The organism is Dechloromonas agitata is5, from assembly GCF_000519045.1.
Lineage (GTDB): Bacteria > Pseudomonadota > Gammaproteobacteria > Burkholderiales > Rhodocyclaceae > Azonexus > Azonexus agitatus.
The window spans coordinates 3,239,819-3,253,635 of record NZ_KI912532.1 but is presented as its reverse complement, the minus strand read 5'-3'; the positions used below and the strand labels follow the sequence as shown (position 1 = coordinate 3,253,635).

General features: G+C 58.2%; 11 protein-coding genes. 8 read left to right on the top strand and 3 right to left on the bottom strand.

Annotated features, from left to right (window positions below):
* Window positions 1-24: 24 nt before the first annotated feature.
* The 3 genes from K420_RS0115890 to K420_RS0115880 form a co-directional block, all read right to left on the bottom strand.
* Window positions 25-1,407, bottom strand: a complete 1,383-nt coding sequence (locus tag K420_RS0115890) for a TIGR03013 family XrtA/PEP-CTERM system glycosyltransferase (RefSeq protein ID WP_027458913.1) — start codon at window positions 1,405-1,407, stop codon at window positions 25-27.
* 472 nt (window positions 1,408-1,879) lie between these two features.
* Window positions 1,880-3,124, bottom strand: coding sequence for a pyridoxal-dependent decarboxylase, exosortase A system-associated (locus K420_RS0115885; protein WP_027458912.1), 1,245 nt, complete (start codon window positions 3,122-3,124; stop codon window positions 1,880-1,882).
* A gap of 26 nt (window positions 3,125-3,150) precedes the next feature.
* The gene (locus K420_RS0115880; protein WP_027458911.1) at window positions 3,151-4,752 is read right to left on the bottom strand and encodes an acyl-CoA ligase (AMP-forming), exosortase A system-associated; all 1,602 of its coding nucleotides are present in this window, start codon (window positions 4,750-4,752) and stop codon (window positions 3,151-3,153) included.
* A gap of 111 nt (window positions 4,753-4,863) precedes the next feature.
* Here K420_RS0115880 and K420_RS0115875 point away from each other — a divergent pair, with 111 nt between their 5' ends.
* From K420_RS0115875 to K420_RS19295, 8 genes are all read left to right on the top strand, one after another.
* Complete coding sequence (locus K420_RS0115875) at window positions 4,864-5,115, top strand: acyl carrier protein (RefSeq protein ID WP_027458910.1); 252 nt, start codon at window positions 4,864-4,866, stop codon at window positions 5,113-5,115.
* Between the two features lie 8 nt (window positions 5,116-5,123).
* Entirely contained in the window at window positions 5,124-5,930 is an 807-nt protein-coding gene (locus tag K420_RS0115870; RefSeq protein WP_027458909.1) for a hydrolase 2, exosortase A system-associated, read from the top strand.
* A complete protein-coding gene (locus tag K420_RS0115865; RefSeq protein ID WP_027458908.1) occupies window positions 5,927-6,781 on the top strand; it encodes a hydrolase 1, exosortase A system-associated in 855 nt (284 codons plus the stop codon). Before K420_RS0115870 ends, K420_RS0115865 begins: the two co-directional genes overlap by 4 nt.
* A 146-nt stretch (window positions 6,782-6,927) precedes the next feature.
* On the top strand, window positions 6,928-8,010 hold the full coding sequence (locus K420_RS0115860) for a DegT/DnrJ/EryC1/StrS family aminotransferase (protein WP_027458907.1): 1,083 nt from the start codon (window positions 6,928-6,930) through the stop codon (window positions 8,008-8,010).
* Window positions 8,007-10,178, top strand: coding sequence for a GNAT family N-acetyltransferase (locus tag K420_RS19880; RefSeq protein ID WP_051453196.1), 2,172 nt, complete (start codon window positions 8,007-8,009; stop codon window positions 10,176-10,178). The genes K420_RS0115860 and K420_RS19880 overlap by 4 nt, the downstream gene beginning before the upstream one ends.
* Before the next feature lie 8 nt (window positions 10,179-10,186).
* On the top strand, window positions 10,187-11,233 hold the full coding sequence (locus K420_RS19300) for a GNAT family N-acetyltransferase (RefSeq protein WP_051453297.1): 1,047 nt from the start codon (window positions 10,187-10,189) through the stop codon (window positions 11,231-11,233).
* A 48-nt stretch (window positions 11,234-11,281) separates the two neighbouring features.
* Window positions 11,282-12,526 (top strand): glycosyltransferase, encoded by a 1,245-nt coding sequence (locus K420_RS0115845; protein ID WP_027458906.1) that lies wholly within the window; start codon window positions 11,282-11,284, stop codon window positions 12,524-12,526.
* A gap of 59 nt (window positions 12,527-12,585) precedes the next feature.
* Window positions 12,586-13,794, top strand: a complete 1,209-nt coding sequence (locus tag K420_RS19295) for a hypothetical protein (RefSeq protein WP_051453195.1) — start codon at window positions 12,586-12,588, stop codon at window positions 13,792-13,794.
* Window positions 13,795-13,817 lie beyond the last annotated feature (23 nt).

The following is a 13,817-nucleotide window of genomic DNA, read 5'->3' as shown; positions in this document are numbered from 1 at the left end:
GCGTTCACGTTAAAGCGGGAAGCGTCAATGGGCGCCCTTGCCGGTCAGGACCACGCCGACGGTCTCGAACAGGACTACCAGATCGAGAAAGAGCGAGTGGTTCTTGACGTAGTAAAGGTCATATTGCAGCTTCTCGGCGGAATCCTCGACCGTTGCGCCGTAGTGGTAGCGCACCTGGGCCCAGCCGGTGACGCCCGGTTTGACGCTGTGGCGCACGGCATAGAAGGGAATCTCCTTGGTCAGCTGATCGACGAAGAAGGGACGTTCCGGGCGCGGCCCGACCAGGCTCATGTCGCCCTTGAGCACGCTGAACAATTGCGGCAGTTCGTCGATGCGCAGCTTGCGGATGATCTGCCCGACCCGCGTCACCCGGTTGTCCTTGGCACGCGCCCAGACCGGCTTGCCATCCTTCTCGGCATCGCGCCGCATGCTGCGGAACTTGATGACGTTGAACAACCGCCCGTTGAGGCCGACGCGCTCCTGGCGATAGAGCAGCGGAAAGCCGTCTTCCAGCACGATGAACACGGCGGCGATGAGCATGACCGGGAAGGCGAGGAGGATCAGGATGCTGGCGCAAGCGATATCGAACAGTCGCTTGACTCCGCTACGGAGGGAGCCCTGCCGGAAGCCGTCACCAAAGATCAGCCAGCCAGCGTAGAGGGAATCGAGCCGGATCTGACCCAGGGTCTGCTCGAAGTGGCTGGCCAGGTCGACCACCTTGATGCCTTGCAGCTTGCAGTCCAGCAACTCGCGCAGCGGCATCGAGCCGCCGCGCCGTTCGCTGACGGCGACGACGATTTCATCGGTTTTCAGATTGCGGGCCGTGTCGGTCAGTGACAGCGCCCGGCTGAGCACCATGTTCGAGGCAACCTGCGGCTGATCTTCGTTGGCACCCGGGTAGAAGCCGATGATCTCGGCCGACGGGTCGGAGCGTTCCAGGGCATGTTTGACGGCTACAGCCTGCGGACCGGTTCCGAAAACCAGGATGCGGCGTCGGAGAATCTTGGTGGCTGACGACTGGGTGGCACCAATGCGGCTGACCAGCGTGCCGAACAGCGCCGACATGGCGGAAAGCTGGATCAACTCGCGGTTCAGCGTCGCGATCGGCAGCAGGCCATAAAGCAGGTAGGCGACCGGAATGGCCAGGTAGATGGAGAGAACGACACGGGCCCGGTCATTCCGGTAGGGACGGGTCGTCGTGCGCTGGTAAAAGCCGAGCAGGAGGTTGATACCCAGCATCACGACCGCGAAAACGCAGGAAAAAGCGATCACCTGCCCCAAATGCAGCGGCAGGCCGCTGCCAACCCACATCAGGACGACAACCAGGCCAACGATGAGGAAGGAACTGTCCAGCAACGCTCCGGCGACACTGCGCACGGAGAACCAATGATTGAACACCTTGATCATGACGTCCCGCTCCCACCCTTGCTGCATGTGATACCGCTTGTCGAACAAGCAGCAGCCAATTCAACCCCAAAACATGCCGTTTCTGTGCCTAGCGACGCGAATCGCGATGACCGGCATGAATCCCAATAACATCTCTACGCCTTCACTGTATTGACTTTGGCATAGTCTAAGTAGGCACTATTTCACATTGACTAAGAATCTAGAGCTTTGCTCGGCGCAGCACAATCTTGTATATGCCAGATTCTTGAATTTATTTGCCAAAACCCTCAATACGCGAAAATATTTTAATGTTTTCAATGCTGTGCCAGCGTACTATCCAAGGCGCATTGTAGCCAAATCAGCCGCTGGAGGCTGTAGCACGAAGGGCATAGTGGGCATCCGGAACAGGCGAAATCCGGTCTTGCCGGGCCAATGGTAGCCGGTCGATAAAAGGAGCAAAGTGACGCGAAAACCAGGGGGGCGAAGGTGTGTTCTAAACCAGCGCCTCAACCACCGGCGGATGACCGAGAAATGCTTGCGGGCTGGCGCTCGCGCCATAGGCCCCCGACTGGAAAATGACGAACAGATCGCCCGCCTCGGTCGTTGGCAGGCGCATGCGGTCGGCCAGGATGTCGAGCGGGGTGCACAATGGGCCGACGACGCTGACGCTCTCATCAGCGGCGTGGCACAGTTTGTTGCCGATGGCCACCGGGTAATTCTTGCGAATGACCTGGCCGAAGTTGCCGGATGCTGACAAATGGTGGTTCAGGCCGCCGTCGATGACCAGGTAGGTCTGGCCGCGCGACACCTTGCGGTCGACCACCTGGGCCACATAGATGCCGGCCTCGCCGACCAGGTAGCGCCCTAGTTCGATGACCAGCGACGCCCCGGGGAAATCCGTCCGGGCGCGTTCGGCCAGTTGCTGCAGGTTATTGCCGATCGGTGCCAGGTCGAGGCGTTGCTCGCCGGGGAAGTAGGGGATGCCGAAACCGCCACCCAGGTTCAGGAAGCGAACTGGTGAGGGGGCGTGGGCTGCCAGTTGGAGGGCAAGCTGGTAGGACTTCTGCTGCGCCTCGCAAATGGATTCCGCCTTCAGGTTCTGTGAGCCCGCGAACAGGTGGAAACCCTCGAAGGCCAGGCCCTGCCGGCCGATCAGGGCGAGCAGTTCGGGCACCTGCTCGGTATCGACGCCAAACTGCTTGGGGCCGCCGCCCATTTTCATGCCCGAGCCCTTCAGTTCGAAGTCCGGATTGACGCGCACAGCGACCCGGGCGGGCAGCGCCAGCTCACGGGAAATCCGGGTCAGCAACTCGACCTCACGGAAGGATTCGATATTGATCAGGATGCCCGCCGCAACCGCCTGGCGGAGTTCGCCTTCCCGCTTGCCGGGGCCGGCGAAACTGATTTCGTGGGGCGACGTACCCGCGTCGAGGGCCACCTTCAACTCACCGCCCGATGCGACATCGATGCCATCGACCAGGCCGGCCATGAAGCCGACCAGGGCCGGCATCGGGTTGGCCTTCATGGCGTAATGCAGCTTGATTTCGCCCGGCAGGGCGGCGCGCAGTTCCGCCACGCGGGCTGCGATCAACTGCCGGTCGTAGGCGTAGAAGGGCGTTTGTCCGATGCGCTCGGCCAGGCGGCTGAGCGGCATGCCGCCGATCAGCAACTGGTTGCCATCGGTGGCGAACTGATTCATCGGCGCGTGTACGGGCGCCGGGCTGGGCGTAGTTGTCATGGCGAATCCTGAGCTGAATTCGAGATTTATTGATTGTGCTGTTCGACCCAGGCGGTGGCCAGGGATTTGCGATCGATCTTGCCGTTCGGGTTGCGTGGCAGCGGGCCAGTGCGCACCTCGATGCCCGAGGGCACCATGTAGGCCGGCATGCGGGCCCTGCATTCGGCGAGCAGCACAGTGATATCCACCGTGCCATCCGCCGTGGGGGGCGTGACGATGACCTGGATGGCCTGGCCGAGCCGGTCGTCATCCACCCCGAAGGCGACGCATTCGCCGACCAGGCGGGTGGCATAGAGGATTTCCTCGACTTCCGTCGGGCTGACCCGGTAGCCGGATGTTTTCATCATTTCGTCGCGCCGGCCGATGAAATAGAGGAAGCCTTCCTCGTCCATGCGCACCGTATCGCCCGAGAAGACGGCAATTTCCGGCAGCACCAGGCCGGCCTCGCGGCCCGGTGCGTTGGCTGGTAGGGGCTTGTAGCGCTCGGCAGTCTTTTCCGGATCGTTCCAGTAACCCATGCCGACCAGGGCGCCGCGATGGACCAGTTCGCCCGGCTCGTGCGGTGCACAGGGCGAACCATCCTCGCGCAGGACGAGGATTTCGGCATTGGGAATCGCCTTGCCGATCGAATCCGGCCGCCGGTCGGCTTCCTCGGGCGGCAGATAGGTCGAGCGAAAAGCCTCGGTCAGGCCGTACATCAGGAAGGGCTTGGTCTTCGGCAGGTGGCGGCGCAAGGCGTCGAGCGTCTCGCGCGGCATGCGGCCGCCCGTGTTGGCGAAGTAGCGCAGGTGTTCGGTAATGCCGGACGGCCATTCGAGCTGGGTCAACTGGATGTAGAGCGGCGGCACTGCAGTCAGGCCGGTGACCTTCTCCCGCTCCAGGGCCTTGAGCACGTCGCGCGGCAGCAGGTAGTTGAGCAGGACAACCCGGGCGCCGACATGAAAGGCGGTAGTCAGCTGGCTGAAACCGGCGTCGAAGGAAAGCGGCAAGGCGGCTAGCAGCGTATCGCCGGCATGGTTTCCCAGGTAGCTGGCAACGCTCTTGGCACCGGCCACCATGTTGCGGTGCGACAGCACGACGCCTTTGGGTTTGCCGGTACTGCCGGAGGTGTACAGGATGCCGAGCATGTCGGTGTCGATAACGCGGTGCCCGGCGGCCGGCGCAGCTTCGAGTAGCGCACGCCAGGCGGTCAGCGCCAGGCCTGCCGGGGCGACTGAGCCAGTGGCGCCGTCAAGGACGATGACGTGCCGCAGGTCATGGCAGGCGGGCAGGGTCTCCTGCAACAGGGCGAGCCGTTCCGGCGAGGTGACCAGCATCCTCACGTTGCAGTCGCGCAGGATGTAGCCGACCTGCTCCGGCTTGAGCAAGGGGTTGAGCGGCACGAACACGCCACCGGCGGCCGGTGCGCCAAAACTGGCGATGACGGTTTCGAATCGCTTTTCGAGATAGATGGCAACCCGCTCACCGCGCTGCAAACCCAGGCCAATCAGGCCGGAAGCGAAGCGGGTGATCTGATCCTGCAGTTCACCGTAGTTCAGGGTGTGTTTGCCATAAGTCAGCGCCGGAGCATCGGGTGCCCGTTCGGCAGCGCGGAAAATCAGGTCGGGGAGCAGGCTGGTGTCTTGCATGAGGCGAAGTCTGGCATAAGTCGAAGTATGACGTTGAGGAGTATCTCACAGTCGAAATGTCATTCTCCTTCTATAATCTAACCTTCGCATCGTGTCGCCTAGGAGCTTGGTTTGAGTACGGAAAAGGAAGTCCTGTCCCTTCTGGATGAAATTCTCAGTCTGAACGGTCGTGCCAAGGAATTTGTCGCCAGCACCCCGTTGCTCGGCGCGATTCCGGAACTGGACTCGATGGCCGTCGTCGCCCTGATCGGCGGTCTCGAAGAGCGTTTCGGCTTTACGGTGGATGATGATGAAATCGAAGGCAGCACCTTTGCCACCGTGGGTTCGCTGGTTCAGTTCGTTGACGGGAAGCTGGCAGGCTAAGCCAGGCTGTGCAGCCGTTTTTCCTCCCCTGTTCGGTAGGCGAGCGCTTTTGCCTGTTTCATCCGGCAAGCGGCAAATCGTTGGGTGCAGTGCTTTACCTGCACCCCTTTGCCGAGGAAATGAACAAATCCCGCCGCATGGCCGCGCTGCAGGCCCAGGCGCTGGCTGCTGCCGGGTACGACGTGCTGCAGATCGATCTGCTGGGTTGTGGCGACAGCAGTGGCGACTTTGTCGATGCCAGCTGGCAGGCCTGGCGTGACGATGTACTGGCCGGCTATCGTTGGCTGCGCAGCCGCTCACCGGCACCGCTGATTTTGTGGGGGCTGCGAGCGGGCTGCCTGCTGGCTGCAGAGGTGGCAGCCGACATTCCGGAAGCTGCCGACTTCATCTTCTGGCAACCGGTGATCTCCGGTAAGCAGCACTGGCAGCAGTTCATGCGCCTGAAAATGGCTGGTGAAATGGCCTCCGGGCAAGCCAAGGCAGTTGGCGAGCAACTTCGCCAGCAACTGGCGAATGACCAGTCAGTCGAAATCGCCGGCTACGGTATTTCCCCGGCGCTCGCCACCGGACTCGAACAGGCCGACCTAACTCCGCCCCCGGCTCGCCATGGCCGGCTGATCTGGCTGGAAACCTCGCTGCGCGAGGATGCATCGCTTTCCCCTGCCGCCCAGAAGGGGGTTACACAGTGGCAAATGGCTGGCTACACCGTGGATGCCCGCATCGCCTGCGGCCCGGCCTTCTGGCAAACAACGGAAATCGGGGATGCCCCGGCACTTATTGCGGCAACGCTGGCGGCTCTGGCGACAGGCTCATGAAATTCAGTGAAAAACCGTTCGTCTTCGAATGTCTGGGCGAGAAACTGCTCGGCATCGTTGCCTTGCCGGAAACGCCGCAGCACACCGGGGTTCTGATCGTTGTTGGTGGGCCGCAGTACCGCGCCGGCAGCCACCGGCAATTCCTTCTTCTGTCGCGCCGTCTGGCCGCTGCCGGCTACCCGGTAATGCGTTTTGATTATCGTGGCATGGGTGATAGCAGCGGCGAGCAGCGGGGTTTCGAGGCTGTCGATGGAGACATCGCAGCCGCCATCGAAGCCTTCATGGCCGCCAGCCCGGGACTTGAGCGGGTCGTTCTGTGGGGGTTATGCGACGCCGCATCGGCCTGCCTGCTTTATCTGCATGCCCACAAGGATGAGCGTCTGGGCGGGCTGGTCCTGCTTAACCCCTGGGTGCGCTCGGCGGCAACCCTGGCGCGGGCTCACATCAAGCATTACTACGTCCAGCGCCTGCTGCAACCGGAGTTCTGGCGCAAGCTGTTGAGTAGGCAGTTGGGCATTGGGCGCGCCATTGGCGGTTTGCTCGGGAGTTTGAAAAATGCACGGCAAACCAACTCGCCGGCAAACCGGGAACTCTCCTTTCAGGAAAAAATGTGTTGCGCCATGACCGAGTCGGTACTGCCGACATTGTTGATACTTAGCGGCAACGACTACACCGCCAAGGAATTTGTAGAAGCCACGCAGATCGCCCCGGCCTGGCAGCAGGTATTGGCACAAAAGCGGGTGAGTACGTGCAAGCTAGCCGACGCTGACCATACCTTCTCTTCCGCTTCCTGGCGTCTGGCAGTCGAAGAAGCAACGCTTGGCTGGCTGCAGAAGTCGATGCAGCACTGATGCCGGGGTCACTGGCCATGCCTCTCGAATATCAGGTTTTCGATCCATCCTCCTGCCAATTCCCCAAGCCAAGGGTATCTGTGTTGCCGCATGGCTACGAGCCCTCAGGTAGTGACGATTCAACGTACTTATCGGGTAGAGCGCCCTTGGCAGGGAAGGGCCTCTACTTCAGCCGGGGCCGCTATGCATTGGGTGAAGCCTATCGGCGTGCAGGTCTGGATGGCAACTCCGCACTGCTGGCCCCGGCCTACCATTGCGTAACCATGCTGGACCCTGCGCTCGCTCTGGGGAGCGATGTGCAGCTCTACCCGCTGAGCACCGACTTGGTCCCCATAATTCCAGCGCTGGATCAATTGCTCGAACGCTCGGGCAAGCCTGTCAAAGTGCTGCTTGCGACACATTTTTTTGGGTTTGTCCGCGACTTCTCCGGGTTGAAACAATGGTGTGACAGACGAGGAATAGTCTTCGTCGAAGACTGTTCTCACACCCTTTTTGCGGAGCCCTATCAAGCCATGGGAACTGGGCAGCAAGGCGATTTTGTCGCATCCAGCCCGTACAAATTTTTCCCCAGTGCCGATGGCGGCTGGCTGTATGCGCCGAATCCCGAAAAGCTAGCCGGCGCCAGCCAAAGCGCTGCAAGCTGGCTTGCTGAGTTGCGTGGCATCAAACACTGTTTCGAGATGGCTCGCCAAGCACGTGTCGGCCCTGTCGATATCGAGAACCTGGATCAGCAACTCGCATCAGTTGCAGGAAAGCTTCCGGAAGCCGGTATCGACCAACGGCGGATTCGTCCAGCCCAGTCCACTCAATACCAGCCCGATCTTGAACGTGCCGACGCTTTTCGGAGTTCGCGCTGGTTGATCAATCATCAATCGGTCAGCGCCATCATCAGCAAACGCCAGGCCAACTACCGTCGCTGGCTGCAGGCTATGGAAGGCTTGCCCAACTGCCACGCGCTATACCCTGAACTACCAGAACACGTTGTTCCCTACATGTTTCCGCTGTACATCGATCACCCGATGCCGCATTTCCACTGGCTGAAACAACTTGCCGTACCCGTCTGGCGTTGGGATGAAATGGCTGTTTCCGACTGCCCGGTGGCACAAGACTATCGGCTGCACCTCCTCCACTTACCCTGTCACCAGTCATTGAACGATGACGAAATGAACTGGCTTGTGGCAGCACTGACCAAGGCTTTGCGTGCATCTTCCAATGGGGTGCGGCAGTGAGTTGGGCGTTTTACCCCGCCCAGGCAAGCTTTGCGCAATACGCCGCTGATTGGGATCGTTTGAATGCAGCGTTGTACGGAAGCCACCCATACTACGACAGCCGATTCGTGGGCCCGCTACTCAAGTATTTTGCCGATGGTAAGGAAATACTCTGTGTGCATCGTGAGCAGGGAGCCATCAATGCTGCCGTGATTTTGCAAGCGCGTGGAATGGGCCGTTGGGCGATTTTCCGCCCGGCGCAGGCGCAAATCACCCCAATTCTGGTTGCTGATGCAGGCTTGCTCAAGCAATTGCTGAAAGCGCTCCCCGGTTTTTCCTGGAGCATCGATTTTTATGCGATCGACCCGCGCTACGCGCCGGCTTTCTCTTGTACCAGCGATGATGTGATCATTTCAACTCAGGCCAGAACGATAGGTGTCGAATCTGGCACCCCCTTCGAAGCGTACTGGAACCATCGTCCAAAGAACCTCCGCAGCAATATCCGCCGCTACAACAATCGCTTGGAGCGTGAAGCAGGTAACTCAGCATTTTCCTGCCTCAATGCTGTTGAAGCGATGACAGATGGGGTTCGCCGCTTTGGCGAATTGGAAACGGCTGGCTGGAAGGCCGCAGCAGGAACCAATGTTTCAATTGATAATCTTCAAGGGCAGTTTTACGCGGAAGTACTGTCGAGGTTTGCCGCCACGTCACAGGCAGAAGTGTGTGAGCTGACCATTGGCGGGCAACTGGCAGCTTCACGGTTGCTAATCGGCAACCAGCAGATGCAGGTCATCCTGAAAACGACCTATGACGAAGGGCTCGCACGTTTCGCACCCAGCCGTCTGATGCTGTATCAACTCATTGAGCGGCAACTTGATCAGCATCCCGAAAGAACCATCGAGTTCTATACCAACGCAACCTGGGATCAGGCTGAGTGGGCCAGCTTCAGTTGCAATATCCATAACGTTCAATTGTTCCGCAACGGTGCGGCTGTACTGGCCTACACCTTTCTCAAGGCGCTGAAAAACCGAAACCAGGGGAACCCTGTCGCTGAGCCCCATGCTGAAGAGGTCCCCACGTCGCTGGTCGTTACGTCTTGTGCAAGCGTTGGAGAATTGGTTGCAGAGGGTGTTGCACTTGATCAGTTCTCGGCCAATGAAAGCATTGAAGATTCGCTTGAATGGTTCGACTTGCTGCAAAAACAGGTTTTCCCCAATGACCCTGGCGTTCGCTACTACCTTGCCACCGAGCAAGGAAAACCCGCCGCCATTCTGCCCCTGCGCAAGACCCGGCAAGGTGCTGTCTGCACCCTGGAGTCACTGAGCAACTATTACACCTCCTTGTACCCCCCCTTGATGGATGAGGCCTGTGATTCAAAGGTGTTTGGCCGTTTACTCGCAGCGGCTACTCGGGATAACCGCAACGCCCATGTAATGCGCTTTGCGCCGATGGATCCTCACTCCCCTGCCTACCCTGCGCTGCTGAACGAACTACGTGCAACGGGTTGGGTTCCGCTAACGTTCTTCTGCTTCGGCAACTGGTTTTTGAAGGTGGACGGTAGTTGGGATGACTATCTAAGCAAGCGCAGCGGCAACCTGCGTAGCAGCATCAAACGTCGCAATCGGGAATTTTTTGCCCGGGGTGGAACGCTGGAAATAGTGTCTGGTGCAGAAGATCTGGAGCAGGGCATCGCAGCCTATCTGGAGGTTTACGCAGCCAGCTGGAAAAAACCAGAACCCTATCCGGATTTTGTGCCATCGCTGATTCGACTGCTGGCCGCGAAAGGAATGTTGCGCCTTGGTATCGCACGCCTCGATGGGCAAGCGATTGCAGCCCAGTTGTGGATCGTAGGAAAGACCAAGGCGAGTATCTACAAGGTGGCCTATCACGAAGCTCATGCAACTTTATCGCCGGGCACCGTATTAACCAGCTACTTGCTGCGCCACGTTATCGAGCACGATCAGGTCAATGAAGTCGACTTTCTGATCGGCGATGACGAGTACAAAAAAATCTGGATGAGTGATCGCCGTGAACGCTGGGGAATCGTCGCTTTTAATCGGCGTACATTCATCGGTTGCATTCTGATGGCAAAGGAAATAGTTGGGCGAATGGTCAAGCGAACCAGCAGCAACCTCGTCGTGAAGTTATCGCCCCCCCGGCACGATTCAGTGTCTTCCCAACATGGATGAAAATAGAAGTGAAGTGGTCCATCCTGCCTATTAAAAAATATCCAGACCATGCAGCCCGTTGGGATGCCTTGGTTTGTGCGAGACCTGGCACCCCCTTTCTCGAATCGATTTTCCTCAAGCCTCTGCTAAATGTATTTGGCTCTGGTGATGAATGCCTTTGCCTGCTGGAAGATGGTGGGCATCTGCATGCCGCGGCAATAATGCAGCGCGATGGGAAAGCTGGCTGGCAAACCTTTCAACCCTCCCAGCTACCGCTCGGTGCATGGATTACTGATGGCCGTGTAGACCTGACTTCGGCCAGTAGGAGCCTGCTACGAGAGCTGCCTGGCCTCAACCTGGTGCTCGGGGTAAGCCAGATCGACCCTTCCCTGCAAATACGGCCGGATGACAACGCATTGCTGCGTACCCAAGACTACATCGCTACAGCCTGGGTAGATATTGACTCCAGTTTCGAAGCCTACTGGGATGCACGTGGCAAAAACCTGAAACAGAACACGCGCAAGCAGCGCAATAAACTGCAGGGCGAAAGTATTGAGCCCCGAATTGAATGCATTACCTCCCCCGAACTGGTGGCCGACGCAATTGCCGATTACGGAAAGTTGGAAAGTGCAGGCTGGAAAGGGGCCGATGGTACTGCCGTCGCACTGGAAAATGCGCAGGGGCGCTTCTATCGCACCATGCTTGAGAACTTCTCTGCAAAGGGGCGTGCTCGCATATATCGCTACTGGTTTGATGAAAAAGTTGTCGCGATGGACCTGTGCATACACGACGACACGGTGCTGGTTATTCTAAAAACTGCCTATGACGAGTCTTACAAATCAGTATCGCCATCCACGCTCATGCGTCAGGACCAGTTTCAACATTTGTTTACTGAAAAGAAGTTTCAACGTATTGAATTTTTCGGCAAGGTGATGGAGTGGCATACGCGTTGGGCATCACAAAGCCGAACCATCTATCATGCAACCGCCTATCGCTGGGCCTGGCTTAAAGCCCTGCATGCCCGCCGCGCCGCTGTCCAGGCGGTCCATGCATCCATCGCGCCGGCCGAGAGTTGAGCGGCAATGAAGCCCCCCACATGCCCTTCGCCTGTTCGTAGAGAAATCATGAAACGTGTTCTGATGATCGCCTACCACTTCCCGCCGCTCGCCGGTAGCAGTGGCATCCAGCGCACCCTGCGTTTCGTCCAGCATTTGCCCAAATTCGGTTGGGAACCGCTGGTTTTGTCAGCTGATCCGAGGGCCTATGAACGTACCAGCGACGATCTTCTGGCAGATGTTCCGGAAGGTACGGTGGTGCGTCGTGCTTTCGCTCTCGACACAGCACGCCATCTCTCCATTGCTGGCCGTTATGTGGGCGCCATGGCTCGGCCAGACCGCTGGGTTAGCTGGAAATATGCCGCCGTGCGCGACGGCATGCGGATGATTCGCGAATTCAAGCCGCAGGCAATCTGGTCGACTTACCCGATTGCCACCGCTCACCTGATCGGTGCCGAACTTCAACGCAAGAGTGGCTTGCCGTGGATAGCCGACTTTCGCGACCCGATGGCGCAGGATGGTTACCCGACTGATCCATTGACCTGGCAGCGCTACAAGGCGATCGAGGCACATACCCTGCATACGGCAAGTTTCTCCACTTTCACTACACCCGGTGCAGCCCGTACCTACCTTTCACGCTACCCCGTCGATAGCGACCGAGTCAGAGTGCTTGAAAACGGCTATGACGAGGAAACCTTCGCTGCTGCAGCAAGCAGTAACGTGGAGCGCAAAAGTCTGAATCCAGGCGCCATCACCTTGCTGCATAGCGGCATTGTCTATCCTGCCGAGCGTGACCCAACCCAACTCTTCGAAGCGCTTGGGCGGCTCAAGGCGGCGGGCACCATTCAAGCGGGAACTCTCGTCATCCGTTTTCGTGCATCGGTGCACGACGATCTGCTGCAATCCCTGGCCACTCGCTATGCCGTTACGGAATTCATCGACTGCCAACCGCCAGTGCCCTATCGTGATGCCCTGGCTGAGATGCTCGCGGCCGATGGCTTGTTGGTCATGCAGGCAGCCAACTGCAACGAACAGATTCCAGCCAAGATCTACGAGTACCTGCGCGCCAATCGCCCCATCCTGACCTTGACCGATCCTCAGGGCGATACGGCGACAACACTGCGCGCAGCGGGCGCGACAGACATTGCCCGCCTCGATTCAGCGGAAGATATTTGCCGAATCCTGCCACTCTTCGTGAATGCCATTCGCGAGGGCATGGCTGTGCTGCCTGTTCGGCAAGCTGTTGCCAACGCCTCGCGCGAAGGGCGCACGGCAGAATTGGCCAAGCTATTCGATTTAGCGCTTATGCGATAAGCAATTTCTTGTTAGCGTGTTGTTATTGACGTCGTAGCCAACACAAAAGGAGTAGCCAAATGCTCGTGACTGGTCGCAGTGATGACAAAGAGGCTTTCAATGGGGGACGCTTCACCCGTTGCCAGGCCCAAAGCCGGTTGTTTGCTTTGGGGGCGGCAACAGGAATGCTGCTCTTGGCAGCCTGCGCACAAGCCGCCGGTGAACGCCTGGAGGTCGGCCCGAACAAAGAACTAAAGACCTTGTCGGCTGCGTCAATGGTCGCAAAGGATGGTGACCTTATCGAGGTTGAGGCTGGCGACTATGTGGCCGATGTAGCGACATGGAAACAGAACGAGATAGTCATTCGTGCTCGCAATGGCCGTGTCCGTTTGGTTGCTAGCGGAGCTGCCGCAGAGGCGAAGGCAATCTGGGTGGTACGTGGTGGGAAGCTCACCGTCGAGGGGTTTGATTTTGTCGGTGCAAAGGTCAAAGACAAAAACGGTGCTGGAATACGCTTGGAAAAGGGGCGGCTAAGCGTTGTTGACTGTGGCTTCTTCGACAACGAAAACGGGATACTGACAGGCGGGGATGCTGAATCTACGCTGGAAATTCAGAACAGTGAATTTGGCAACAACGGGCACGGGGATGGACAAAGCCACAATTTGTACGTTGGCGCCATTGCCATGCTGAAAGTGACGGGTAGTTATTTTCATCATGCACGTGTTGGCCATTTGCTCAAGAGCCGGGCTGCCCAAAATCTCATCTATTACAACCGGCTGACAGATGAAACAGGGGGCAGGGCAAGTTACGAACTGGAGTTTCCGGCTGGAGGCCTTGCCTATGTGGTTGGCAACATCATCCAGCAAAGTTCAAGTACTGAAAACCCGCACATCATTTCCTTTGGTGTAGAAGGCTATCGCCATCCAGAGAATCGCTTGTATCTGGTCAATAACACGCTTGTGGACTTGAGGCCAAAGGGCGGCATATTTCTTAGAGTTAAGCCGGGGGCGGATGTTTTTGCCATGAATAATCTGTTGCTTGGTTCGGGATCACTAGATAAAGCTGGTCCCGGTGAGTACAAAAATAATTTCAATGTTGACTTTGATGAATTTGTGCGTGTGCTCCGCGAAGACTATCGCCTTCGGCCAAGTTCAGCACTGATCGGTAAAGCAATGGCTGTTAATGTGGCTGGTGGTATAGGTTTGACCCCTTTGGCTGAGTATCAACATCCCCGCTCTATTAGAAGATTGCAGGGTGGGGCTCGAAATCCTGGGGCGATACAACAATAAAAATGTTATATGAGCCAGATTTC

Bases quoted from the DNA above. Each gene is read 5' to 3' on its own strand.
- K420_RS0115890 (WP_027458913.1), bottom strand. From the start codon at position 1,407: ATGATCAAGGTGTTCAATCATTGGTTCTCCGTGCGCAGTGTCGCCGGA.
- K420_RS0115885 (WP_027458912.1), bottom strand. From the start codon at position 3,124: ATGACAACTACGCCCAGCCCGGCGCCCGTACACGCGCCGATGAATCAG.
- K420_RS0115880 (WP_027458911.1), bottom strand. From the start codon at position 4,752: ATGCAAGACACCAGCCTGCTCCCCGACCTGATTTTCCGCGCTGCCGAA.
- K420_RS0115865 (WP_027458908.1), top strand. From the start codon at position 5,927: ATGAAATTCAGTGAAAAACCGTTCGTCTTCGAATGTCTGGGCGAGAAA.
- K420_RS0115845 (WP_027458906.1), top strand. From the start codon at position 11,282: ATGAAACGTGTTCTGATGATCGCCTACCACTTCCCGCCGCTCGCCGGT.
- K420_RS19295 (WP_051453195.1), top strand. From the start codon at position 12,586: ATGCTCGTGACTGGTCGCAGTGATGACAAAGAGGCTTTCAATGGGGGA.